The following is a 22,462-nucleotide window of genomic DNA, read 5'->3' as shown; positions in this document are numbered from 1 at the left end:
ACTGCGGCAATTGCGCGCCGAGGCATTCGGCGCGGTGGCGGAGCGCGACCTGCGCGGGCTGGCGGACGTCACCGAGGTGACGGGCGCGATGACCGATCTCGCGGAAGTGGCCGTGCAGCGCTCGCTCGCGCTGCTGTCGACGGAGCTCGAGGCGCTGTACGGCGAGCCGCGCGGCGCCGACGGCCAGCGCGTCGTGCTCGGCGTGGTCGGGATGGGCAAGCTCGGCGGCCGCGAGCTGAACGTGTCGTCGGACATCGACCTGATCTTCGTCTACGAGGACGACGGCGAGACGACCGGCGGCGCGCGCTCGCCGCTGTCCACGCAGGAATACTTCACGCGGCTCGGCCGGCGGCTGATCGGCGTATTGTCGGAAGTCACCGCCGACGGCTACGTGTTTCGCGTCGACATGCGGCTGCGTCCGAACGGCGATTCGGGGCCGCTCGTCTGCAGCCTCGGCATGCTCGAAGAATATTTCTACGTGCAGGGCCGCGAGTGGGAGCGCTACGCGTGGATCAAGGGGCGGCTCGTATCGGAAGGCGACAGCGACGCGGCGCAGCGGCTGGAGTCGCAGCTCGAGTCGATCGTCAAGCCGTTCGTGTACCGCCGCTATCTCGACTTCGGCGTGATCGGTGCGATCCGCTCGCTGCACCAGCAGATCCGGCAGGAAGCCGCGCGTCGCGCGTCGATGCGGCCCGACAAGGCCGACGACATCAAGCTCGGGCGCGGCGGGATCCGCGAGATCGAGTTCAGCGCGCAGGTGTTCCAGCTGATCCGCGGCGGTCAGGATGCGGAATTCCGCGTGCGGCCGACGCTCGCGGTGCTGCGCCATGCGCAGGCGCGCGGGCTGATCGGCGAGGATGTGCGCGCGGGCCTGACCGACGCCTATAACTTCCTGCGCACGCTCGAGCACCGGCTGCAGTACCGCAACGACGCGCAGACGCACGCGATGCCGGTCGAGCCGGACGAACGCGCGGCGCTGGCTGCATCGCTCGGCTTTGCCGACTATGCAGCGCTGATGGCGGTGCTGGACGGCCACCGCACGTTCGTCGAAGCGCAGTTCGACCAGATTTTTGCCGACAAGGCGAGCGGCGCACCGTGCGCGGCCGGCGACGACACGGCCGCCGCGTGGATCTGGAGCGGCGCGCTGGCCGACGACGGCGAGGACGACGCACTGGTCGCGCGTCTCGACGGCCTCGGCTTTACCGATCCGGCCGCGGTGCTCGGCCGGTTGCGCGCGATCTGGCAGTCGTCGCGCTACTCGGGCCTGCCGGAAAAGAGCCGGCAGCGCTTCGACAGCGTCGCGCAGCGGGCGCTCGACGCCGCGCCGAAGATCGACGCGGCGCGCCGCGACGATACGGTCGTGCGCCTGTTCGACCTGCTCGAGACGGTCAGCCGGCGCGGCGTCTATCTCGCGCTGCTGACCGAATATCCGGCCGCGCTCGACCGCGTGCTGTCGGTGCTCGGCGCGACGCGCTGGGGCGGCGGCTACCTGATCCGCCATCCGCAGCTGCTCGACGAACTGCTCGACGACGAGGCGATCGCGAGCCCGTTCGACTGGCCCGCGTTCAAGGACGCACTGCGTGCGCGCCTTGCCGCGGCCGACGGCCCCGAGCAACAGATGGACCTGTTGCGGCACGCGCAGCACGCGGAGGTATTCCGGATCCTGCTGATCGATCTGGCCGGGCAACTGTCGGTCGAACACGTGAGCGACCGGCTGTCGGAACTGGCCGACGCGGTGCTCGACGTGACGATCGAAGTCGTCTGGTCGCAGCTCGCGAAGCGCCATCGCGACGTGCCGAAGTTCGCGGTGATCGCGTACGGCAAGCTGGGCGGCAAGGAGCTCGGCTACGCATCCGATCTCGACCTGATCTTCCTGTACGACGACGCGGACGAGCGCTCGGCGGACGTCTACACGACCTTCACGCGGCGGCTGATCACGTGGCTCACCACCGCGACCGGGGCGGGCGCGCTGTTCGACATCGACCTGCGGCTGCGGCCGAACGGCGAGGCCGGGCTGCTCGTCACGGATCTCGACGCGTTCCGTCGCTACCAGTTGCGCGAGGGCGATGCCGCGAATACCGCGTGGGTCTGGGAGCACCAGGCGCTGACGCGCGCCCGTTACAGTGCGGGCGACGCGCAGATCGGCACGGACTTCGAGGCGATCCGCCAGCAGGTGCTGACGACGCCGCGCGACGGCGGCGTGCTCGCGAAGGAAATCGTCGACATGCGCGGCAAGGTGTTCGCCGGCCACCCGAACCAGACCGAGCTGTTCGACCTGAAGCACGATCGCGGCGGGATGGTCGACATCGAGTTCATCGTCCAGTACTGGGTGCTGCTGCACGCGTCGAGCGACGCCGAGCTGATCCGCAATACGGGCAACATCGCGCTGCTGCGCGAGGTCGCGCGCTTCGGGCTGATGGGCGAGGACGAGGCCGAGCGGGTCGGCGCGGCGTACCGCAAGTACCGGAAGCTGCAGCACAAGCTGCGACTCGACGGGATGGAGAAGGCGCGGGTCGATCCGGCCGTGGTGGCCGACGAGCGGGCGGCCGTGACGGCGCTGTGGACGCGCGTGTTCGGGGCGGTTGAAACGGATAATTGAAACGGCCGTTCGATGCGGTGCGGCAGCGCGGGCGAGATCGCGCCGCCGTGCCAAAAAAAGACCGGCGCGTGCGCCGGTCTTTTTGCATTCGATGAACGGAAAACGGATGGCCGGCGTCAGGCCGCCAGCATTTCCTTCGCGTGCTTGCGCGTCGTGGCCGTGATCTCGAGCCCGCCGAGCATCCGCGCGACTTCCTCGATCCGGTTGGCGCGATCGAGCGCGATGACCGACGACACCGTGCCGCCACGGTCGTCGGAGCCCTTCGCAACCTGGAAGTGGTGGTCGCCGCGCGCGGCGACCTGCGGCAGGTGCGTCACGCACAGCACTTGGCGATCGCGCCCGAGCTGGTGCAGCAGGCGGCCGACCACTTCGGCGACGCCGCCGCCGATCCCCGTATCGACTTCGTCGAAGATCAGCGTCGGCGTCGGGCTTGCCGCGCTGGCGATCACCGCGAGCGCGAGGCTGATCCGCGCGAGTTCGCCGCCCGACGCAACCTTCGCGAGCGGCCGTAGCGGCACACCAGCGTGCCCGGCGACCCGGAATTCGACCTGCTCGAGCCCGTGCGGGCCGCCGTCGGCGAGCGGCACGAGCGCGACCTCGAAGCTCCCGCCTGCCATCGACAGCTCCTGCATGCCGGCCGTGACGGCCGTGCCGAGCGTCTTGGCGGCCTGGGTGCGTGCCTTGGACAGATGCCTGGCGTCGGCGAGATAGGCTTCCCGCGCCTTGGCCTGCACCGCTTCGAGCGCGCCGAGATCGGCGGCCGCATCGAGTGCGGCGAGCTGCGCGCGGCGGGCCGCGTGTTCTTCGTGCAGCGTGTCGGGCGGCAAGCGGAACTTGCGGGCGGTCGAGTGCAGCGCATCGAGGCGCGTTTCGACCTGCGCGAGCCGTTCGGGATCGAGATCGACGCGTTGCGCATAGTGCGACAGCGAATAGACGGCTTCCTGCAGCTGGATCTCGGCCGGTTCGAGCGACGCGAGCGCGTCGCCGAGCGTGGTGTCGTAGTCGGCGAGGCTGCGCAGCTTCGACACGATCGCGCCGAGCTGCGCGAGCATCGCGTCGTCGGACTCGGACAGTGCGTTGAGCGCGCCGCGCACGCCTTCGATCAGGTTTGCCGAATGCGACAGGCGCTTGTGCTCGTTGCTGACTTCGTCCCATTCGCCGGGCTGCGGCGCGAGCTTGTCGAGCTCGGCGAGCTGCCAGGCGAGCTTTTCGCGTTCGAGCTGCAGCTCGCGCTCGTGCGCTTTTGCGGCCTCGATCGCCTGCGTCGCGTCGCGCCACACGCGCCATGCGCGCGCGACGTTTGCGGCGTCGGCGACGAGCCCCGCGTGCGTATCGAACAGCTCGCGCTGCGCGTCGGGCCGCATCAGCAGCTGGTGCGCATGCTGGCCGTGGATGTCGACGAGCATTTCGCCGAGCTCGCGCAGTTGCGCGAGCGTTGCGCTGGTGCCGTTGATGAACGCGCGCGACCGGCCGTTCGCATCGATCACGCGGCGCAGCATCACGGTGTCCTCGGCGTCGAACGCGTGTTCGTCGAGCCAGCGCGCGACGCGGTCGTGCTGCGTGAATTCGGCGGTGATGTCGGCGCGGCCGCAGCCGATGCGCACGACGCTCGCGTCGGCGCGTTCGCCGAGCGCGAGGGCAAGGGCGTCGATCAGGATCGATTTTCCGGCGCCGGTTTCGCCGGAAAAGACGGAAAAGCCGCTGTCGAATTCGAGATCGAGCGCGGCGACGATGACGAAGTCGCGGATCGAGAGGTGGCGGAGCATGGTGTCGGGCGGAGCGGCGTCAGGACGCCTTGTCGTCTTCGTTCGAGGCGTGTTCGTTCCAGTGCAGCTTCTTGCGCAGCGTTGCGTAGTAGCTGTAGCCGATCGGGTGCAGGAACGGCACCGTGTGCTTCGAGCGGCGCACCTCGATCGTGTCGTTCAGTTCGAGCGCGGTGAACGACTGCATGTCGAAGTTCACGTTGACGTCGCGCCCGCCGACGATCTGGATCGCAATCTTTGAATCGTCGGGCAGCACGATCGGCCGGTTCGACAGCGCATGCGGCGCGATCGGCACGAGCACGATGCCCGCCAGTTGCGGATGGAGGATCGGGCCGGCCGACGACAGCGCGTAAGCGGTCGAGCCGGTCGGCGTGGCGACGATCAGGCCGTCCGAACGCTGGTTGTACATGTACCGGCCGTCGACTGATGCGCGCAGCTCGACCATCCCGGAGAAGCCGCTGCGGTTCACGACGACGTCGTTGAAGGCGATCGCGTGGTAGATCGGTTCGCCGTCGCGCATGATCCGGGCTTCGAGCAGCGCGCGCTCCTCGCGCTCGAACTTGCCCGACAGGATCACCGGGACGAGCGCCTGCATGTCGGCCGCCGCGATATCGGTGATGAAGCCGAGCCGCCCGTGGTTGATCCCGATCAGCGGTGTCTTGTACGGCGCGAGCTGACGGCCGATGCCGAGCATCGTCCCGTCGCCGCCCAGCACGACCGCCACGTCGGCGCGCGCCCCGATTTCGGCCGGGGTCAGCGCCGGGTAGCCGGTGATGCCGATCTCGCGCGCGGTCTCGGCTTCGAAGACGACCTCGAAGCCCCGCTTGGCGATGCAGGCGGCCAGCGTGGCGAGCGGCTCGGCGATGTTGGGCGTGTTGCTCCGGCCGACGAGCGCGACAGTGTTGAACTGATTACCGGTTTTCATGCCGGCATTACACCATAGCTCGTTGACGAAAAGAACCGGCTGTGCGCAGGCGGGGCCGGATCGGGCCGGCCCGCGCAACGGTAGCCGACGCCACTCGCCGCGGTCGCGCGGTTGCGCTAAAATTTTCCACCATGCTAGATCCTCGCGCACGAACCCTCCTGAAAACCCTGATCGAACGGTATATCGCCGACGGTCAGCCAGTCGGATCGCGCACGTTGTCCCGTTACTCCGGGCTCGAGCTGAGCCCGGCGACGATCCGCAACGTGATGTCCGACCTGGAGGAACTCGGCCTCGTGTCGAGCCCGCACACGTCGGCCGGCCGCGTGCCGACGCCGCGCGGCTACCGGCTGTTCGTCGACACGATGCTGACGGTCGAGGCGCCGATCGACGCCGAAGCCGTCGCGCGGCAGGTGCAGAACACGCTGCAGGCCGGCGAGCCGCAGCAGCGGGTCGTGGCGGCCGCCGCGAGCGTGCTGTCGAACCTGTCGCAGTTCGCGGGCGTCGTGCTGACGCCGCGCCGCAGCCACGTGTTCAAGCAGATCGAGTTCATGCGCCTGTCGGACAAGCGCATCCTGCTGATCATCGTCACGCCCGAGGGCGACGTGCAGAACCGGATGCTCGCGACACCGCGCGATTACTCGCCGTCGCAACTGACCGAGGCGTCCAATTACATCAACGCGCATTTCGCCGGATTGTCGTTCGACGAGGTGCGCCGCCGCCTGCGCGACGAGATCGACCAGTTGCGCGGCGACATGACCGCGCTGATGCACGCGGCCGTGACGGCCAGCACCGAGGTGCCCGACACCGAGGACACCGTGCTGATTTCCGGCGAGCGCAACCTGCTCGAGGTGGCGGATCTCTCGTCCGACATGGCGCGGCTGCGCAAGCTGTTCGACGTATTCGACCAAAAGACGGGCCTCCTGCAACTGCTCGACGTGTCGAGCCACGCCCAGGGCGTGCAGATCTTCATTGGCGGCGAATCGACGCTCGTGCCGATCGAGGAAATGAGCGTCGTCACCGCGCCTTACGAGGTGAATGGGCAGATCGTCGGCACGCTCGGCGTGATCGGCCCGACCCGCATGGCGTACAACCGCGTGATACCGATCGTCGACATCACCGCGCGCCTGCTGTCGCTCACGCTGAGCCAGCAGTAGCCCGCCATCGCTAGCCCGATCCCGCCCCGTCATCGTGCCGCGACACTGCGTAAGTAGGCAGTCGGCCGAACGGCCAGCCGACCGGTGCGGGGCGGCCCGCTATAATTGAGAGCCGTCCGGTCCCGTGCCCCGAGCACGTAATTGCCCATGCGTTTCGATCTTGAGCCGCCTTCGAGCACCGCGGCTGCCCATCGCATCGGTGTGCTGCTGATCAATCTCGGCACGCCCGACGCCCCTACGCCGCGCGCGGTGCGGCGCTACCTGGCTGAATTCCTGTCGGATCCGCGGGTCGTCGAGATCCCGCAGGCCGTCTGGCAAGTGCTGCTGCGCACACTGATCCTGCCGCTGCGCGGCCGTGCGTCCGCCAAAAAATACGCGGCGGTCTGGATGCCTGAGGGCTCGCCGCTGCGCGTGCACACGGAGCGCCAGACGGACAGCGTGCGGCATCTGCTCACGTCGAACGGCTATCACGTGACGGTCGACTACGCGATGCGCTACGGCAGCCCGAACATTTCGCACGCGCTCGCGCAGTTCAAGCGTGCGGGCGTCGAGCGCGTGCTGCTGATGCCGATGTACCCGCAATACTCGGCGTCGACCACGGCCACGGCCTTCGACGCCGCTTTCGACGCGCTCGCGCGCATGCGCAACCAGCCCGAGGTGCGCACGGTGCGGCACTACGCCGACCATCCGGCCTATATCCATGCGCTGGCCGAGCAGGTGCGCCAATATTGGGCGCAGCACGGCCGGCCCGATTTCGCGGCCGGCGACAAGCTCGTGCTGAGCTTTCACGGCGTGCCGAAGCGCACGCTCGACCTCGGCGACCCCTATCACGACCAGTGCCAGCAGACGGGTGCGCTGCTGATGGCCGCGCTCGGGCTGTCGACAACCGAATGCCGCGTCACGTTCCAGTCGCGTTTCGGCAAGGCCGAATGGCTGCAGCCTTACACCGCGCCGACGCTGCGCGAGTTCGGCGAGGCCGGCGTGCGGCGGGCCGACGTGTTCTGTCCCGGTTTCACGGCCGACTGCCTGGAGACGATCGAGGAGATCGGCATGGAAGTGCGCGACGAGTTCCTCGCCGGCGGCGGCAAGGCGTTCCACCGCATTCCGTGCCTGAACGGCGCGCCCGCGTGGATCGGCGCGCTCGGCGAGATCGTCGCCGAGAATCTGCAGGGCTGGCCGGTCAGGGCCGCGCAGCCCGAAACGGTGAGCTGAGATGAAACGACCCCCACGCTCACTTCGTTCACTGCCCCCCGAGGGGGCGGTCAGCCTCCTTGGGGCGGCCCGGCGGAGGCTGCGATGAATTACAAGATATCGACCGAACCGGGCGCGAAGCTGCGCATCGACAAATGGCTATGGGCGGCCCGGTTCTTCAAGACGCGCTCGCTTGCGACCGATGCGGTCGACAAGGGGCACGTGAAGATCGGCGGCGCGGCGGTCAAGCCTGCGAAGGAAGTGCGCGTGGGCGACGAGGTCGAGATTGCGATCGACGGCATCGTCTGGCACATTGCCGTGCTCGGTGTGTGCGACGTGCGCGGGCCGGCGAGCGTCGCGCAGACGCTTTACGCGGAAACGGAAGCGGGGCGGGCCGCGCGGCTCGCCGAACTGGAGCGGCGCCGCACGTATCGCGAGCCGGCGGCGGAATTGCACGGCCGGCCGACGAAGCGCGACCGGCGCATCATCGACAGATTTTCTGGTGGGAGCTGAACATCTGGTCGAACGTCGCCCGCGCACTCCCGTATTCGGTCGTGCGGTCGGTAACGGCTCCGGACAGGCAGATGGTGGTGGTGCCGGCAATGAGTACCAGCGCGACCACCGAGATCGCAAAGGTCAGTTTCACGGTACTCCCCTCGAGAAGAAGGGTGAAAACGGCGCCAGGTGGATGTCAGGCGGCGGTCAGCTAGGGGTAAACACGCTTTTCCGACGCTTGAGTGGAGTGTAGTGCAGCGGGCCTGTGCCAAGCTAGTACTTGCCAGGTAAGCGTTGTTACAGCCCGTTTCGCCCGATCTGGCGGACTATGCGGGCAATGCCCCGGCGTGACGCGCGGTTGTTTCGCGGCATTGGTGAATGCCGGCGAATAACCCTCTTGAAATCGTAGTTTTCACCCTTATTTGCACCAGCAATGTGCGGTGCCACCGGATATACGATCCGGCGGTTGCCGATTTGGCTTCAACCTCTAATCGACTTTCAGCGACATGGAAAACACGCAAGAGAACCCGGCTACCCCATCGGCCGAAGATATCGGCAGCGAGAAGCAGACGGCGCAAGGCGCCGCTCCCGCCGCCGAAGCAGCCGACGCGGCGCTCGCGGAGGCTCAAGCCAAGGTCGCCGAGCTGCAGGAGAGCTTCCTGCGGGCGAAGGCCGAGACCGAGAACGTCCGCCGCCGCGCGCAGGACGACGTCTCGAAGGCGCACAAGTTCGCGATCGAGAGCTTTGCAGAGCACCTGCTGCCCGTGCTGGACAGCCTGGAAGCGGCCGTCAACGACACGTCCGGCGACATCGCGAAGGTGCGTGAAGGCGTCGAACTGACGCTGCGCCAGCTGATGAGCGCGCTCGAGAAGGGCCGTGTCGTCGCGCTGAACCCGGTCGGCGAGAAGTTCGATCCGCACCAGCACCAGGCAATTTCGATGGTGCCGGCCGAGCAGGAGCCGAACACCGTCGTCGCCGTGCTGCAAAAGGGTTACACGATCGCCGACCGCGTGCTGCGTCCGGCGCTCGTCACCGTCGCGCAGCCGAAGTAAGGCCGTCGCGATGCTGCCCGCCGGCGTCGATCCGGCCATGTTCGACGCCCCGAAGGAAGTCCCCTTGGGCGGCGCGTTCGACATGCAGGCGCTGGACGCCGGCACGTTCGACGCGGCGATCGACGGCGCGGGCGATGCGCTCGCGGTGGTGTTCTTCTGGGGCGTCGACTGCTTCAACTGCGAGATCGCGAAGAAGGCGATGCTCGCCCAGCCCGACGCGATCCACGCGCTGGACCTGAAGTGGTTCCATTGCAACGTGTACGAACACCACCAGCTGGGGCGCCGCTTCGGGCTGTACGGCGTGCCGACGTGGTTCTTCTTCCACCGCGGCAAGCGGCTCGGCCGCGCGACGGGCTGGCATGGCCTCGCGCAGTTCCAGGCAGCGGTGTCGGCGGCACGCGCGAAAATCGCCGCGGCGGGTGGCGATCCGCCGGGCGGCGATCCGCTAGCCGGCGGCGATTGAAAAAATTTAATATCCGCATCGCTCGTCGGGTCTTGAAAACGGACCGGACGGACGCATTTCGGGAACAGAGTTGAATTCTGGCGCGCAAAACCGCCCCAAAACGCGGGGTTTTGCGCAGCAAACAAGCATTTCTGGAGATTAGGAAAAAATGGGAAAGATCATCGGTATTGACCTCGGCACCACGAACTCGTGCGTCGCCATCATGGAAGGCAACCAGGTCAAGGTCATCGAGAACTCGGAAGGCACGCGCACCACGCCGTCGATCATCGCCTACATGGACGACAACGAAGTGCTCGTCGGCGCGCCGGCCAAGCGTCAGTCGGTGACCAACCCGAAGAACACGCTGTTCGCAGTGAAGCGCCTGATCGGCCGCCGCTTCGAAGAGAAGGAAGTCCAGAAGGACATCGGCCTGATGCCGTACACCATCGTCAAGGCCGACAACGGCGATGCATGGGTTGAAGCACACGGCGAAAAGCTCGCGCCGCCGCAGGTTTCGGCGGAAGTGCTGCGCAAGATGAAGAAGACGGCCGAAGACTACCTCGGCGAGCCGGTCACGGAAGCCGTGATCACGGTGCCGGCGTACTTCAACGACAGCCAGCGCCAGGCAACCAAGGACGCCGGCCGCATCGCGGGCCTCGAAGTCAAGCGGATCATCAACGAGCCGACCGCAGCCGCGCTCGCGTTCGGCCTCGACAAGGTCGAGAAGGGCGACCGCAAGATCGCCGTGTATGACCTCGGCGGCGGTACGTTCGACGTGTCGATCATCGAAATCGCGGACGTCGACGGCGAAATGCAGTTCGAAGTGCTGTCGACCAACGGCGACACGTTCCTCGGCGGCGAAGACTTCGACCAGCGCATCATCGATTACATCATCGGCGAATTCAAGAAGGAGCAAGGCGTCGACCTGTCGAAAGACGTCCTCGCGCTGCAGCGCCTGAAGGAAGCCGCTGAAAAGGCGAAGATCGAGCTGTCGTCGAGCCAGCAGACCGAAATCAACCTGCCGTACATCACGGCGGATGCGTCGGGCCCGAAGCACTTGAACCTGAAGATCACCCGCGCGAAGCTGGAAGCGCTGGTGGAAGACCTCGTCGAGCGCACGATCGAACCGTGCCGCATCGCGATCAAGGACGCAGGCGTCAAGGTGTCGGACATCGACGACGTGATCCTGGTCGGCGGCCAGACGCGTATGCCGAAGGTGCTGGAGAAGGTGAAGGAATTCTTCGGCAAGGATCCGCGTCGTGACGTGAACCCGGACGAGGCTGTCGCAGTTGGCGCGGCGATCCAGGGCCAGGTCCTGTCGGGCGACCGCAAGGACGTGCTGCTGCTCGACGTGACCCCGCTGTCGCTCGGCATCGAGACGCTCGGCGGCGTGATGACGAAGATGATCAGCAAGAACACGACGATCCCGACGAAGCACGCTCAGGTGTACTCGACGGCGGACGACAACCAGGGCGCCGTGACGATCAAGGTGTTCCAGGGCGAACGCGAAATGGCAGCCGGCAACAAGCTGCTCGGCGAGTTCAACCTCGAAGGCATCCCGCCGGCACCGCGTGGCGTGCCGCAGATCGAAGTGACCTTCGACATCGACGCGAACGGCATCCTGCACGTCGGCGCGAAGGACAAGGCGACCGGCAAGGAAAACAAGATCACGATCAAGGCGAACTCGGGTCTGTCCGAAGCTGAAATCGACCAGATGATCAAGGACGCGGAAGCAAACGCAGCGGAAGACCACAAGCTGCGCGAGCTGGCTGATTCGCGCAACCAGGGCGACGCGCTGGTCCACAGCACGAAGAAGGCGCTGACCGAGTACGGCGACAAGCTGGACGCGGGCGAGAAGGAAGCCATCGAAGCGTCGCTGAAGTCGCTCGAGGAACTGCTGAAGGACTCGTCGGCCGACAAGGCTGCGATCGACGCGAAGGTCGAGGAGCTCGGCAAGGTGTCGCAGAAGCTCGGCGAAAAGATGTACGCCGACATGCAGGCCCAGCAAGCAGGTGCGGCCGGCGCAGCGGGTGCAGCGGAAGGCGCGGCCCACGCGGGCGGCGCGCAGCAGGCTGCCGACGATGTCGTCGACGCCGAGTTCAAGGAAGTGAAGAAGGACTAAGCCGGGTTGCCCCGGTGCCGCACGCCGCGCGCGCAACCCGCGCGCGGCGCGGCTGACGGGTTGGCTGACAAGCGGTCTGTCTTTCCTTCCGGATGGCCGGATCGACTCCACGCCTGGCGGGCTTCGCGGCCCTCCGGGCACATTTGTTTTTTGGCGGGTGCTGCACGAGCCGTCCGTAGACGGGCGCAGTGCCAGACGAGTCGAGAGACTTTACTGCAGGCGAAAGGAGCCGCCGCGTGCGCGATGCGTGGCGGCACAGTGAATCGATATGGCGAAACGGGATTACTACGAGGTTCTGGGCGTCGCGAAGAATGCGGGCGACGACGAAATCAAGAAGGCGTATCGCAAGCTTGCGATGAAGTATCACCCTGACCGCAATCCGGACAACAAGGATGCGGAAGAGCATTTCAAGGAGGTGAAGGAAGCCTATGAAATGCTGTCGGACGGCCAGAAGCGGGCAGCGTACGACCAGTACGGCCACGCGGGCGTCGATCCGAACATGGGCGGTGCGGGCGCACAGGGCTTCGGCGGTTTCGCGGACGCGTTCGGCGACATCTTCGGCGACATCTTCGGCCAGGCAGCGGGCGGCGCCGCGCGCGGCGGCCGTGGCGGCCCGCAGGTGTATCGCGGTGCCGACCTGCGCTACAGCATGGAAATCACGCTCGAGCAGGCCGCACACGGCTACGACACGCAGATCCGCGTGCCGAGCTGGGTGTCGTGCGAGGTCTGCCACGGGTCGGGCGCGAAGCCCGGCACGAAGCCGGAAACCTGCCCGACCTGTCACGGCCAGGGCACGGTGCGCATGTCGCAGGGCTTCTTCAGCATCCAGCAGACCTGCCCGAAGTGCCACGGCACGGGCACCTACATCCCCGAGCCGTGCGTGCATTGCCACGGGTCGGGCAAGGTGAAGGAAACCAAGACGCTCGAAGTGAAGATCCCGGCCGGGATCGACGACGGGATGCGGATCCGCTCGGCCGGCAACGGCGAGCCGGGCATCAACGGCGGGCCGCCGGGCGACCTGTACGTCGAGATCCACATCAAGCCGCACTCGGTGTTCGAGCGCGACGGCGACGATCTCCACTGCCAGATGCCGATCCCGTTCACGACCGCCGCACTCGGCGGCGAGATCGAGGTGCCGACGTTGGCCGGCCGTGCGTCGTTCCCGGTGCCGGAAGGCACGCAGTCGGGCAAGACGTTCCGCCTGCGCGGCAAGGGCATCAAGGGGCTGCGTTCGAGCATCGCGGGCGATCTGTACGTCCACGTGCAGGTCGAGACGCCGGTGAAGCTGACCGACAACCAGCGCGACCTGCTCAAGCAGTTCGAGAAGTCGCTGGCCGAGGGCGGCGCGCGTCACAGCCCGCAGAGCAAGAGCTGGTTCGACCGTGTGAAGAGCTTCTTCGAGTAACTCGAGTAACAGCATGACTGATGGCAACGAGAGCGCGTCGTTCGCGCTCTTGGACGATTGCGACTCGACCGCGCTCGCGCGGTCGAGTCGTTTGTATTCGGGGTTCGTGCGCGAACGTGTGTGCACGGATCCGGCTCGACTCGACGAGGTCGACGCGGCCGTGGCGCAGGATCTGCGCGACGGGCTGCATGCGGTCGTCGTTGGCGATTACGAATTCGGACGCAATCTGCAACGAGCGCAGCCGGGCCATGCCCCGCTGCGCTTTTTGCTGTATGCGCGCTGCGAGCGCCTGTCGCGGGACGAAGTCAACGCGTGGCTCGCGCAGCAGGATGGCGGCGGCACGCCGTCGATCGCGGGCGTCGCGCATGTCGGGAAGAGCGTGTCGCGCGATGCGTTCGACGCGGCGATCGCGGCGGTGCACGACGCGCTGCGCGCGGGCGATTCGTATCAGGTCAACTACACGTACCGGCTGAACTTCGACGTGTTCGGCACGCCGCTCGCGCTGTACCGGCGGCTGCGTGCGCGCCAGCCCGTGCGCTACGGCGCACTGATCGCGCTGCCCGATGGTGCGTGGGTCGTGTCGTGCTCGCCCGAGCTGTTCGTCGAGAAGCACGGCGATGTACTGCGTGCGCGGCCGATGAAGGGCACGGCACCGCGTTCGGCCGATCCTCGCGACGATGCGGCGGCGGCCACGTTCCTCGCGAACGATCCGAAGAACCGTGCGGAAAACGTGATGATCGTGGATCTGCTGCGCAACGACGTGTCGCGGATCGCGCGCACCGGGACGGTCCGCGTGCCGGCGCTGTTCTCAGTCGAGCCGTATGCGTCGGTGTGGCAGATGACGTCGACGGTCGAGGCCGGCTGGCGCGACGGGACGACGTTCGCGCAGATGCTGCGCGCGCTGTTTCCGTGCGGATCGATCACGGGCGCGCCGAAGTACAAGACGATGCAGCTGATCGACGCGATCGAGTCGACGCCGCGCGGGCTCTATACGGGCGCGATCGGCTGGCTTGACGCTGCGAAGCAACGCGCGGATTCCGACGCGCCAGGTGATCGCCTGGCAGGTTGTGGCGATTTCTGCCTGTCGGTCGCGATCCGTACGCTGACGCTCGATGCCGCCGGCGAAGGTGATGGCAGTGCCGGTGTGGCCGATACCGAAACACGTGATCCGGCAACGGCAATCGCCGGCCGGCGCCGCGGCACGATGGGTGTCGGCGCGGGCATCGTGCTCGACAGTGTCGCGGCCGACGAATATGCGGAGTGCGAATTGAAAGCGCGATTCCTGACGGACGCCGATCCCGGCTTCCAGCTGTTCGAAACGACCGCCGCCACGCGTGCGGACGGCATCCGGCATCTCGATCGCCATCTCGCGCGGCTCCAGCGTAGCGCGGATGCGTTCGGCTTCCGCTTCGACACCGATGCGTTGCGTCGCGAAATCGACGCGCGTTGCGCGGCGCTCGACGGCGACGGCGCTTACCGGATGAAGCTTGCGCTCGCGAAGGACGGCACGATCGAGATCATCGCGGCACCGCTCAAGCCGCTGCCGGCAGGGCCGGTCGGCGTGCTGCTGGCGTCCGCGCACGGCTTCGCACCGACTCGTGCGGGCGATGCGCTGCTGCTGCACAAGACCACACGCCGCGCCGAATACGATCGCGCGTGGCAGGCGGCGGAGGCGCTTGGCGGCTTCGACATGCTGTTCGTCAACGAGCGCGGCGAGGTGACGGAAGGCGGCCGCTCGAACCTGTTCGTGAAGCTCGACGGCCGGTGGGTGACGCCGCCGCTCGAGTCCGGCGTGCTGCCGGGTGTGATGCGCGGCGTGCTGCTCGACGATCGTGCGTTCGGCGCGACGGAACGGGTCGTGACCCGCGACGATCTCGCGCGTGCGGAGGGACTGTTGCTGACCAACGCGCTGCGCGGCGCGCTCGACGCGGTACTGAAGTGAAGTAGCCGCCGGATAATCGATCAGTGCTGGCAGCGTAGGAAAGAAAAAGCGCGGCGCCCCGCAAAGGGCGCCGCGCTTTTTTTCGTCGAGGTGCCGGCGAACGCATCGCCGGCACCGCGCCGGACGTCAGAACGAATGCTCGGGGCCGGGGAACGAACCGTCCTTCACCGCGCGCACGTACGCTTCGACGGCCGCCTGGATGTTCGGCTCGCCCTGCATGAAATCCTTCACGAAACGCGGTCGCTTGCCGGGGAACACGCCGAGCATGTCGTGCAGCACGAGCACCTGGCCCGAGCAGTCGGCGCCCGCGCCGATGCCGATCGTCGGCACGCGCAGCATCTGCGTGACTTCGGACCCGATCAGCGTCGGCACGGCTTCGAGCAGCACGACCTGCGCACCGGCCGCTTCGACTGCGCGCGCGTCGCGCAGCAGTTGCGCGGCCCCGGCTTCGGTCTTGCCCTGCACCTTGAAGCCGCCGAACGCGTGCACCGACTGCGGCGTGAGGCCTACGTGCGCACACACGGGCACCGCGCGCTCGACGAGGAAGCGGATCGTCTCGGCGAGCCATTCGCCGCCTTCGAGCTTGACCATCTGCGCACCGGCGCGCATCAGCTTGACGCTGCTTGCGAATGCCTCGGCCGGCGTGCCGTACGTGCCGAACGGCAGGTCGGCCATAATCAGCGCGCGCGGCTGCGCACGGGCGACACAGGCGGTGTGATACGCGATGTCGTCGAGCGACACGGGCAGCGTGGTCGTGTGACCCTGCAGCACGTTGCCGAGCGAATCGCCGATCAGCAGCACGTCGACGCCCGAACGGTCGAGCAGTGCGGAAAAGCTCGCGTCGTAGCAGGTGAGCATCGCGATCTTCTCGCCGGCGTCGCGCATTGCCTGCAGCTTGGGCACCGTGACGGCAGGCCGGCTCGATTCCTGGAGATAGGTCATGGGAAATCCGGTTTCGAATGGGTGAAGAACAACAGGCGAGGACGCGTCAGCGCGTCGTCTCGCCCTTGACGAAGAATTCCTTGCGACCGCGCATCGTCTCGATGCGCTCGATCAGCAGGGCGAGATCTTCGGGGGAATCCAGCGGGTTCAGGTGTTCCGCGGCGACCGTCAGCACCGGCGTGCGGTCGTAGTGGTAGAAGAATTCGTTGTACGCGTCGACGAGCGAGCGCAGGTACGCGTCGCTGATCTGCAGCTCCATCGGCAGCCCGCGCTTCTGGATGCGCGAGAACAGCACTTCAGGGCTCGCCTGCAGATAGACGACGAGGTCGGGCGACGGCGCCTGCGGCACGTCCACGTGCGTCGCGACCGACCGATAGAGCTGCCACTCGTCTTCCGGCAGGTTCAGCCGCGCGAAGATGTCGTTCTTCTGCGGCATGAAATCGGCGATGACCGGGCGGCCCGTTTCGAGCGCACCGATCAGCTCGCGCGCCTGCTGCGCACGCTGCAGCGCGAACGACAGCTGCACGGGCAGCGCGTAGCGCGCGGTGTCGCGATAGAAGCGTTCGAGGAACGGGTTGTCCTGCGGGCGTTCGAGCAGCGTCTGCATCGACCAGCGTTCTGCGAGCAGGCGCGCGAGCGTCGTCTTGCCAACGCCGATCGGGCCTTCGATCACGAGATAGCGGTGCGGGGCGCGCAGGTCGGGCGCGGTGACGGTGAGGGGAGTCGGGGTCATCGGCAGCGGTTCTTGTCGGCGTCTTCGCTGGCAGCGAGCGCCTTCTGCATCAGGCACTGGCAGGTCTGCACCTTCTCGACGCGCTGGTCCGCGACGGCGGCGAGGTAGGCATCGGCACGGCCGCGCGCGGGGATGTCGAGTGCCGGCTCGATCTCGACGAGCGGCACGAGCGCGAACGCACGGTCGGTGAGGCGCGGGTGCGGGACGATCAGGTCAGGCTCATCGATCGAATCGTCGCCGAACAGCAGGATGTCGAGATCGAGCGTGCGTGGCGCGTTGCGATACGGACGCTCACGGCCGAAGTGATGTTCGATCTTCTGGCAAAGCGCGAGCAGCTCGCGGGCCGACAGCGTCGTGTCGAGCTTGACGACACAGTTGTAGTAGTCGTCGCCGCCCGCTTCGAAGGGCGCCGTGCGATACAGGCTCGATTTGCCGAGGATCGAGATGGTGCGCTGCTGCGCGAGGCACACCACCGCGTCCTTCAGGGTCTGGCGCGCATCGCCGAGATTCGCCCCCAGTCCGATATATGCAACCGTCATGGCATCACTTCCTACGTCGTTCGCCGGCGAGCGCGTCAGTCGTCGGAACCGCCCGAGGCGTCCGGTGCCTGCTCGGCAGCACCTTCACCCGGCTTGCGGTTTCGCACGCCGCCGCGGCGGCGCCGCTTGCGGGGCGATTTTTCCTTCGTGCCGCCCTGCGTGAGCAATGTCTCGCGAGCAGCCGCGTCGCCTTCGATGAAATCCGTCCACCACTGTCCGACTTCCGTATCGAGCTCGCCGGATTCGCAGCGTAACAGGAGGAAATCATACCCCGCTCTAAACCTTTGGTGTTCCAGCAGCCGCATCGCGCTGCGGCCCGAGCGTTTCTCGAGGCGCAGCTGCAGGCCCCAGATCTCGCGCATGTCGGCCGAATAACGCTTGTGGATCGCGAGTTTCTCGGTCTGCATGTCGAGCACGTCGTCCATCGCGCGATGGAGCGCCGGCACCGGGATTTCGCCTTCGGCCGTGTATTGCTCGAAGCGCTGGCGCATGTCGTGCCACAGCAGCGTCGCGAACAGGAAGCCCGGCGAGACCGGCTTGCCGGCGCGCACGCGTGCATCGGTGTTGTTCAGCGCGAGCGTGATGAACTTCTCGCCCTGCGGCTGTTCGAGCACGACGTCGAGCAGCGGCAGCAGCCCGTGGTGCAGGCCTTCCTTGCGCAGCCGCTTCAGGCACGCGAGTGCGTGGCCCGACAGCAGCAGCTTCAGCATTTCGTCGAACAGGCGCGCGGCCGGCACGTTGTTGATCAGGTCGGCGAGCGCGTTGATCGGCTCGCGCGTGTGCGGCTCGATCTCGAAATCGAGCTTCGCCGCGAAGCGCACGACGCGCAGCATCCGCACCGGATCCTCGCGGAAGCGCGTGGCCGGATCGCCGATCATCCGCAACAGGCGGGCGCGGATGTCGGCCATCCCGTCGTGGTAGTCGAGCACCGTCTGCGTCGACGGGTCGTAGTACATCGCATTGATCGTGAAGTCGCGGCGCGCGGCGTCTTCGTGCTGCTCGCCCCACACGTTGTCGCGCAGCACGCGGCCGCTCGCGTCGACCGCGTGCGTGCGGCGATCGAGTTCGTCGCGCTTCAGGCGCTTCGGCGGCTCGGCAGCGGCCGCCTCGGGCGGCGCATCGACCAGCGCGCGGAACGTCGACACCTCGATCAGCTCCTGGCCGAACTGCACGTGCACGATCTGGAAACGGCGGCCGATCAGGCGCGCGCGGCGGAACAGGCGCTGCACCTCGGTCGGCGTTGCGTCGGTTGCGACGTCGAAGTCCTTCGGCGCGATGCCGAGCAGCAGGTCGCGTACCGCGCCGCCGACGATGAACGCACGGAAGCCTGCCTGCTGCAGCGTGTCGGTCACGCGCACGGCATTCTTCGAGATCAGCGCCGGGTTGATGCCGTGCACGCTGACCGGCACGACGGTCGGTTCGTGGTTGCTGCGCGGTTTCTTCGCGCCGCCACTACGGGCGCCCTTCGGAGCGCGCGGGGTAGCCGGGGCCGCTTCGTCGGCCGGGGCCGTTGCGGGAGACGTTTGCTCGGTTTCGTCCTGGCCGAGCAGCTTGCGGATGAATTTTTTGATCACGACGTTCAGAAGAGATCGAGGATGCGCCAGCCGCGGTTGCTTGCATGCGCGCGCAGCGTGTCGTCAGGGTTGGTCGCGATCGGGTCGGTGACTTTCTCGAGCAACGGGATGTCGTTGTGCGAGTCGCTGTAGAAATAGGTGTGCGTGAAGTCGCTCCATTGCTTGCCGAGCGACGCGAGCCACGCTTCGGTCCGCACGATCTTGCCTTCGCGATAGCTCGGCGTGCCGGTCGGCCGGCCCGTGTACGGCGAATCGGGATGCCCGTCGGTCGTTTCGACTTCGCAGGCGATCAGCGTGTCGACGCCGAACGCGGAGGCGATCGGGCGCGTGATGAATTCGTTGGTCGCCGTCACGACGCAGCACAGGTCGCCTGCATCGAGGTGCTTGCGCACGAGCTCGAGCGCGGCGGGCGTCATTGCGGGCCGGATCACCTCGTGCATGTACTGCGCGTGCCATTCGGCGAGTTGCGCGCGCGAATATTTTGCGAGCGGCGTGAGCATCGCCGTGAGGTACGCGTGGATGTCGAGCTTGCCGGCCTTGTAGTCGGCGAAGAACTGATCGTTCTGACGCGAGAAGCTTTCCGCGTCGACGATGCCGAGCTTCACCATGAAGCGGCCCCATTCGTGGTCGCTATCGGTCGTGATCAGCGTGTGATCGAGGTCAAAGAGTGCCAGATTAGTCATGGAAGCGCATTTTACTCGAAGCGGTTCGGGCCCGTGCCCGGTGGTGTGATGTCGTCGCCGGGACGCGCCAACATGCGGCGCAGCAACGGCAGCGTGACGGCGCGTTTCTGCTCGAGCGAAAAGCGGTCGAGCGCGTCGAGCAGCGCCATCAGGCTCGGCATGTCGCGGCGGAAATGGGTCAGCAGATAGGCGGCGATGTCATCGGTGAGCGCGATCCCGCGCTCCTTCGCCGCGAGCTTGAGCACGGCGATCTTGCCGGCGTCGGACGGCGGCGACAGGTGGAACACGAGCCCCCAGCCGAGGCGCGTGCGGAGATCCTCGCGCACGTCGAGCGCGAGCGGCGCCGCGGGGCCTGCCGCGACGAACGCGCTCGACGGGTGCGCGCGTACTTCGTTGAACAGGTTGAACAGCGCGACCTGCTGCGTGTCGCTCATCCGGTCGCAGTCGTCGATCGCGTAGATGCCGATGCGCGGGTCGAACGTGAACGCGCCGAGCGGGCTTTGCGGCGTCAGGTAGCGCGCATAGCCGTACGACGCGTCGCTCACGAGCGCCTGCAGCAGATGGGTGCGGCCGCAGCCGGGCTCGCCCCAGATGTAGAACGACCGATCCGGCACGGGGCCCGCCGCGAGCGCGAGGTCGAGCTTCTGCAGGCGCGAGATGAGCTCGTCGTTCTCCTCGTTCATGATGAAGTTGTCGAACGTGGCGGGCGGCGGCGTGCCGAGATCGAGCGTCAGTTGACGGGACACAACAGTCACAATGCGGGTCGGTTGAAAATACGCGTGCCGTACGCCGGGCACGCGCCGGGAACTGCGCCTTCACGGGCTTCACGCGCGACCGTACGCACGGCGCCACGCCGGTTTCGGCGCGGTTCGCTCGGCGATGAAAACGGGGACGTGTTGACCAAGATGCAATCCCTGACGATTCGGTGCTGGGAATTCCGGCCAACGGGCCGGGTTCGGGTAAAATCGCATTTTACCGACCTTCTCGCATTCCCCCATGAATCCTCCGAAATCCGCTCCTGACGCTCAGGGTCTGTCCTATCGCGACGCAGGCGTCGACATCGACGCGGGCGACGCGCTCATCGACAAGATCAAGCCTTTTGCGAAGAAAACCCTGCGCGACGGCGTGCTCGGCGGCATCGGCGGGTTCGGCGCGCTGTTCGAAGTGCCGAAGAAGTACAAGGAACCCGTGCTCGTCTCGGGCACCGACGGCGTGGGCACCAAGCTCAAGCTGGCGTTTCATCTGAACAAACACGACACCGTCGGCCAGGATCTCGTCGCGATGAGCGTGAACGACATCCTCGTGCAGGGCGCCGAGCCGCTGTTCTTCCTCGACTACTTCGCGTGCGGCAAGCTTGACGTCGACACCGCGGCAACGGTCGTCAAGGGCATCGCGCAGGGTTGCGAACTGTCGGGCTGCGCGCTGATCGGCGGTGAAACGGCCGAAATGCCGGGCATGTACCCGGACGGCGAATACGACCTGGCCGGCTTCGCGGTCGGCGCGGTCGAGAAGAGCAAGATCATCGACGGCAGCACGATCGCCGAAGGCGACGTGGTGCTGGGCCTCGCATCGAGCGGCATCCACTCGAACGGCTTCTCGCTCGTGCGCAAGATCATCGAGCGCGCGAACCCCGACCTGTCGGCCGATTTCCACGGCCGCTCGCTGGCCGACGCGCTGATGGCGCCGACCCGCATCTACGTGAAGCCGCTGCTCGCGCTGATGCAGAAGCTGTCGGTGAAGGGCATGGCGCACATCACGGGCGGCGGTCTCGTCGAGAACATTCCGCGCGTGCTGCGCGAAGGCCTCACCGCCGAGCTCGACCAGAACGCCTGGCCGCTGCCGCCGCTGTTCAAGTGGCTGCAGGAGCACGGCGGTGTCGCCGATGCAGAAATGCACCGCGTGTTCAACTGCGGCATCGGCATGGCCGTGATCGTTTCGGCGGCCGATGCCGACGCAGCGATCGCCGACCTGACCGCCGCCGGCGAACAGGTGTGGAAGATCGGCACCGTGCGTGCGACTCGTGAAGGCGAGGCGCAGACGGTCGTGGTCTGACGCACCGCCAGCAGCAGATGCAGCAAGGAAAGCCGCCCGGAGTCGATCCGGGCGGCTTTTTTTTTCGGGTGTTGCGTGGCATACGGACGTGCGCCGATGAAGGAGGGAATCACGATGACCGAGGACGAACACGCGATCCGCGCGCTCGTGGACAACTGGTTCGTGTCGAGCCGGCGCGGCGATCTGGCAACCGTGCTCGACCTGATCGCCGACGACGCGATCTTCATGGTGGCCGGCAAGCCGCCGTTCGACAAGGCGGCGTTTGCGGCCGCGTCCCGTGACGCGAACGCCGGAGGCGGCAACGCGCCGAAGATCGACGGCCGCTACCGGATCGACGAGCTGCGCGTGTTGGGCGACTGGGCGTACATGCGCAATTTCATTGAGATCGACGCGACCCCGCCGGACGGCGAGACGATCCGCCGGTCGGGCCATACGCTGACCATCTTCCGCAAGACCGACGGCCGCTGGCAGCTCGTGCGCGATGCGAATCTCGTGACGCTCGCGCATTGAACCCTGCGGTGGGCGGGACGATACCCGCTGGCGCTCATGCGGACGGCCGTGTCGCGCCGGCTGGCCGCGCACCGGCCAGCAACGGCGGGACGAGCAGATAAAGCAGCGCGGCCACGGCCCAGACGAGCCCCGGCCACGTCGCGCGTGTCGCTGCATAGGTCGCAGTGACGACCAGCGGCCCCGCGACGCCGATCAGGCTCGCCACGCTCGCAAGTGCGCCTTGCAGTTCGCCCTGGCGCGCATCGTCGACCTGTCGCGCGAGCATCGCCTGCAGGGCCGGCAGCGTCATCCCGCCCGCGGCGAACAGCGGCAGCAGCGCGAACGGCACCCACGCGGCGA

The 22,462-nt window shown here is 67.1% G+C and carries 20 protein-coding genes and 1 pseudogene; 11 read left to right on the top strand and 10 right to left on the bottom strand.

From position 1 onward, the window contains the following. Position 1 precedes the first annotated feature (1 nt). Positions 2 to 2,599 carry a bifunctional [glutamate--ammonia ligase]-adenylyl-L-tyrosine phosphorylase/[glutamate--ammonia-ligase] adenylyltransferase gene (gene glnE / locus G3N99_RS13930; RefSeq protein ID WP_241011622.1) on the top strand — a complete coding sequence of 866 codons (2,598 nt, stop codon included), beginning with the start codon at positions 2 to 4 and terminating at the stop codon, positions 2,597 to 2,599. A 116-nt stretch (positions 2,600 to 2,715) separates the two neighbouring features. On the opposite strand, the gene recN is transcribed toward glnE, so the two are convergent. Then, positions 2,716 to 4,365 carry a DNA repair protein RecN gene (gene recN / locus G3N99_RS13925; RefSeq protein ID WP_174939271.1) on the bottom strand — a complete coding sequence of 550 codons (1,650 nt, stop codon included), beginning with the start codon at positions 4,363 to 4,365 and terminating at the stop codon, positions 2,716 to 2,718. Positions 4,366 to 4,384: 19 nt separating this feature from the next. Further along, positions 4,385 to 5,287, bottom strand: coding sequence for an NAD kinase (locus tag G3N99_RS13920; RefSeq protein WP_122944533.1), 903 nt, complete (start codon positions 5,285 to 5,287; stop codon positions 4,385 to 4,387). A gap of 131 nt (positions 5,288 to 5,418) precedes the next feature. Between G3N99_RS13920 and hrcA the strand changes: the two genes are divergently transcribed. From hrcA to G3N99_RS13905, 3 genes are all read left to right on the top strand, one after another. After that, positions 5,419 to 6,441 carry a heat-inducible transcriptional repressor HrcA gene (gene hrcA, locus G3N99_RS13915; RefSeq protein WP_031399637.1) on the top strand — a complete coding sequence of 341 codons (1,023 nt, stop codon included), beginning with the start codon at positions 5,419 to 5,421 and terminating at the stop codon, positions 6,439 to 6,441. Between the two features lie 147 nt (positions 6,442 to 6,588). Next, positions 6,589 to 7,653 carry a ferrochelatase gene (hemH, locus tag G3N99_RS13910; protein WP_174984138.1) on the top strand — a complete coding sequence of 355 codons (1,065 nt, stop codon included), beginning with the start codon at positions 6,589 to 6,591 and terminating at the stop codon, positions 7,651 to 7,653. 84 nt (positions 7,654 to 7,737) lie between these two features. Beyond that, positions 7,738 to 8,145, top strand: a complete 408-nt coding sequence (locus G3N99_RS13905) for an RNA-binding S4 domain-containing protein (protein WP_011351021.1) — start codon at positions 7,738 to 7,740, stop codon at positions 8,143 to 8,145. Here the strand turns inward: G3N99_RS13905 and G3N99_RS13900 are convergent. Then, positions 8,117 to 8,278, bottom strand: coding sequence for a hypothetical protein (locus G3N99_RS13900; protein ID WP_006476841.1), 162 nt, complete (start codon positions 8,276 to 8,278; stop codon positions 8,117 to 8,119). The genes G3N99_RS13905 and G3N99_RS13900 overlap by 29 nt on opposite strands. Positions 8,279 to 8,633: 355 nt before the next feature. Here G3N99_RS13900 and grpE point away from each other — a divergent pair, with 355 nt between their 5' ends. The 5 genes from grpE to G3N99_RS13875 all read left to right on the top strand — a co-directional run bounded on the left by grpE (position 8,634) and on the right by G3N99_RS13875 (position 15,090). Continuing rightward, positions 8,634 to 9,179 carry a nucleotide exchange factor GrpE gene (grpE, locus tag G3N99_RS13895; protein ID WP_174939275.1) on the top strand — a complete coding sequence of 182 codons (546 nt, stop codon included), beginning with the start codon at positions 8,634 to 8,636 and terminating at the stop codon, positions 9,177 to 9,179. 10 nt (positions 9,180 to 9,189) lie between these two features. Beyond that, positions 9,190 to 9,642 (top strand): thioredoxin family protein, encoded by a 453-nt coding sequence (locus tag G3N99_RS13890; RefSeq protein WP_206122659.1) that lies wholly within the window; start codon positions 9,190 to 9,192, stop codon positions 9,640 to 9,642. Between the two features lie 148 nt (positions 9,643 to 9,790). After that, entirely contained in the window at positions 9,791 to 11,743 is a 1,953-nt protein-coding gene (gene dnaK, locus G3N99_RS13885) for a molecular chaperone DnaK (protein ID WP_011351024.1), read from the top strand. Between the two features lie 268 nt (positions 11,744 to 12,011). Beyond that, a complete protein-coding gene (gene dnaJ / locus G3N99_RS13880; protein WP_011351025.1) occupies positions 12,012 to 13,148 on the top strand; it encodes a molecular chaperone DnaJ in 1,137 nt (378 codons plus the stop codon). 13 nt (positions 13,149 to 13,161) lie between these two features. Continuing rightward, complete coding sequence (locus G3N99_RS13875) at positions 13,162 to 15,090, top strand: bifunctional anthranilate synthase component I family protein/class IV aminotransferase (protein ID WP_206122658.1); 1,929 nt, start codon at positions 13,162 to 13,164, stop codon at positions 15,088 to 15,090. Between the two features lie 126 nt (positions 15,091 to 15,216). Here the strand turns inward: G3N99_RS13875 and panB are convergent, their stop codons facing one another. The 6 genes from panB to hda are packed head-to-tail and all read right to left on the bottom strand — an operon-like array spanning position 15,217 to position 20,307. Beyond that, the gene (panB, locus tag G3N99_RS13870; RefSeq protein WP_069247198.1) at positions 15,217 to 16,032 is read right to left on the bottom strand and encodes a 3-methyl-2-oxobutanoate hydroxymethyltransferase; all 816 of its coding nucleotides are present in this window, start codon (positions 16,030 to 16,032) and stop codon (positions 15,217 to 15,219) included. Between the two features lie 46 nt (positions 16,033 to 16,078). Beyond that, on the bottom strand, positions 16,079 to 16,765 hold the full coding sequence (locus G3N99_RS13865) for a deoxynucleoside kinase (protein ID WP_174939281.1): 687 nt from the start codon (positions 16,763 to 16,765) through the stop codon (positions 16,079 to 16,081). Beyond that, positions 16,762 to 17,304, bottom strand: a complete 543-nt coding sequence (gene folK, locus G3N99_RS13860) for a 2-amino-4-hydroxy-6-hydroxymethyldihydropteridine diphosphokinase (protein ID WP_174953956.1) — start codon at positions 17,302 to 17,304, stop codon at positions 16,762 to 16,764. The genes G3N99_RS13865 and folK overlap by 4 nt, the downstream gene beginning before the upstream one ends. A 35-nt stretch (positions 17,305 to 17,339) precedes the next feature. Further along, positions 17,340 to 18,878: a polynucleotide adenylyltransferase PcnB gene (pcnB, locus tag G3N99_RS13855; protein WP_206122657.1), complete on the bottom strand. Its 1,539-nt coding sequence runs from the start codon at positions 18,876 to 18,878 to the stop codon at positions 17,340 to 17,342. A 5-nt stretch (positions 18,879 to 18,883) separates the two neighbouring features. Continuing rightward, entirely contained in the window at positions 18,884 to 19,561 is a 678-nt protein-coding gene (locus G3N99_RS13850) for an HAD family hydrolase (protein ID WP_174913356.1), read from the bottom strand. Between the two features lie 11 nt (positions 19,562 to 19,572). Next, the gene (gene hda, locus G3N99_RS13845) at positions 19,573 to 20,307 is read right to left on the bottom strand and encodes a DnaA regulatory inactivator Hda (protein ID WP_006484992.1); all 735 of its coding nucleotides are present in this window, start codon (positions 20,305 to 20,307) and stop codon (positions 19,573 to 19,575) included. A gap of 250 nt (positions 20,308 to 20,557) precedes the next feature. Here hda and purM point away from each other — a divergent pair, with 250 nt between their 5' ends. Beyond that, the gene (gene purM, locus G3N99_RS13840; RefSeq protein ID WP_006484927.1) at positions 20,558 to 21,613 is read left to right on the top strand and encodes a phosphoribosylformylglycinamidine cyclo-ligase; all 1,056 of its coding nucleotides are present in this window, start codon (positions 20,558 to 20,560) and stop codon (positions 21,611 to 21,613) included. 114 nt (positions 21,614 to 21,727) lie between these two features. After that, on the top strand, positions 21,728 to 22,123 hold the full coding sequence (locus G3N99_RS13835; RefSeq protein WP_174939285.1) for an SgcJ/EcaC family oxidoreductase: 396 nt from the start codon (positions 21,728 to 21,730) through the stop codon (positions 22,121 to 22,123). A 34-nt stretch (positions 22,124 to 22,157) separates the two neighbouring features. Here the strand turns inward: G3N99_RS13835 and G3N99_RS13830 are convergent. Then, positions 22,158 to 22,462 (bottom strand): annotated as a pseudogene (locus tag G3N99_RS13830) (tetracycline resistance MFS efflux pump); the annotation flags it as partial.

The sequence above is a fragment of the Burkholderia sp. Ac-20392 genome, assembly GCF_017104585.1.
In the GTDB taxonomy this organism is placed as follows: Bacteria; Pseudomonadota; Gammaproteobacteria; order Burkholderiales; family Burkholderiaceae; genus Burkholderia; species Burkholderia lata.
The sequence above is the reverse complement of the archived record's forward strand: the minus strand, read 5'-3'. Positions and strand labels throughout refer to the sequence as shown.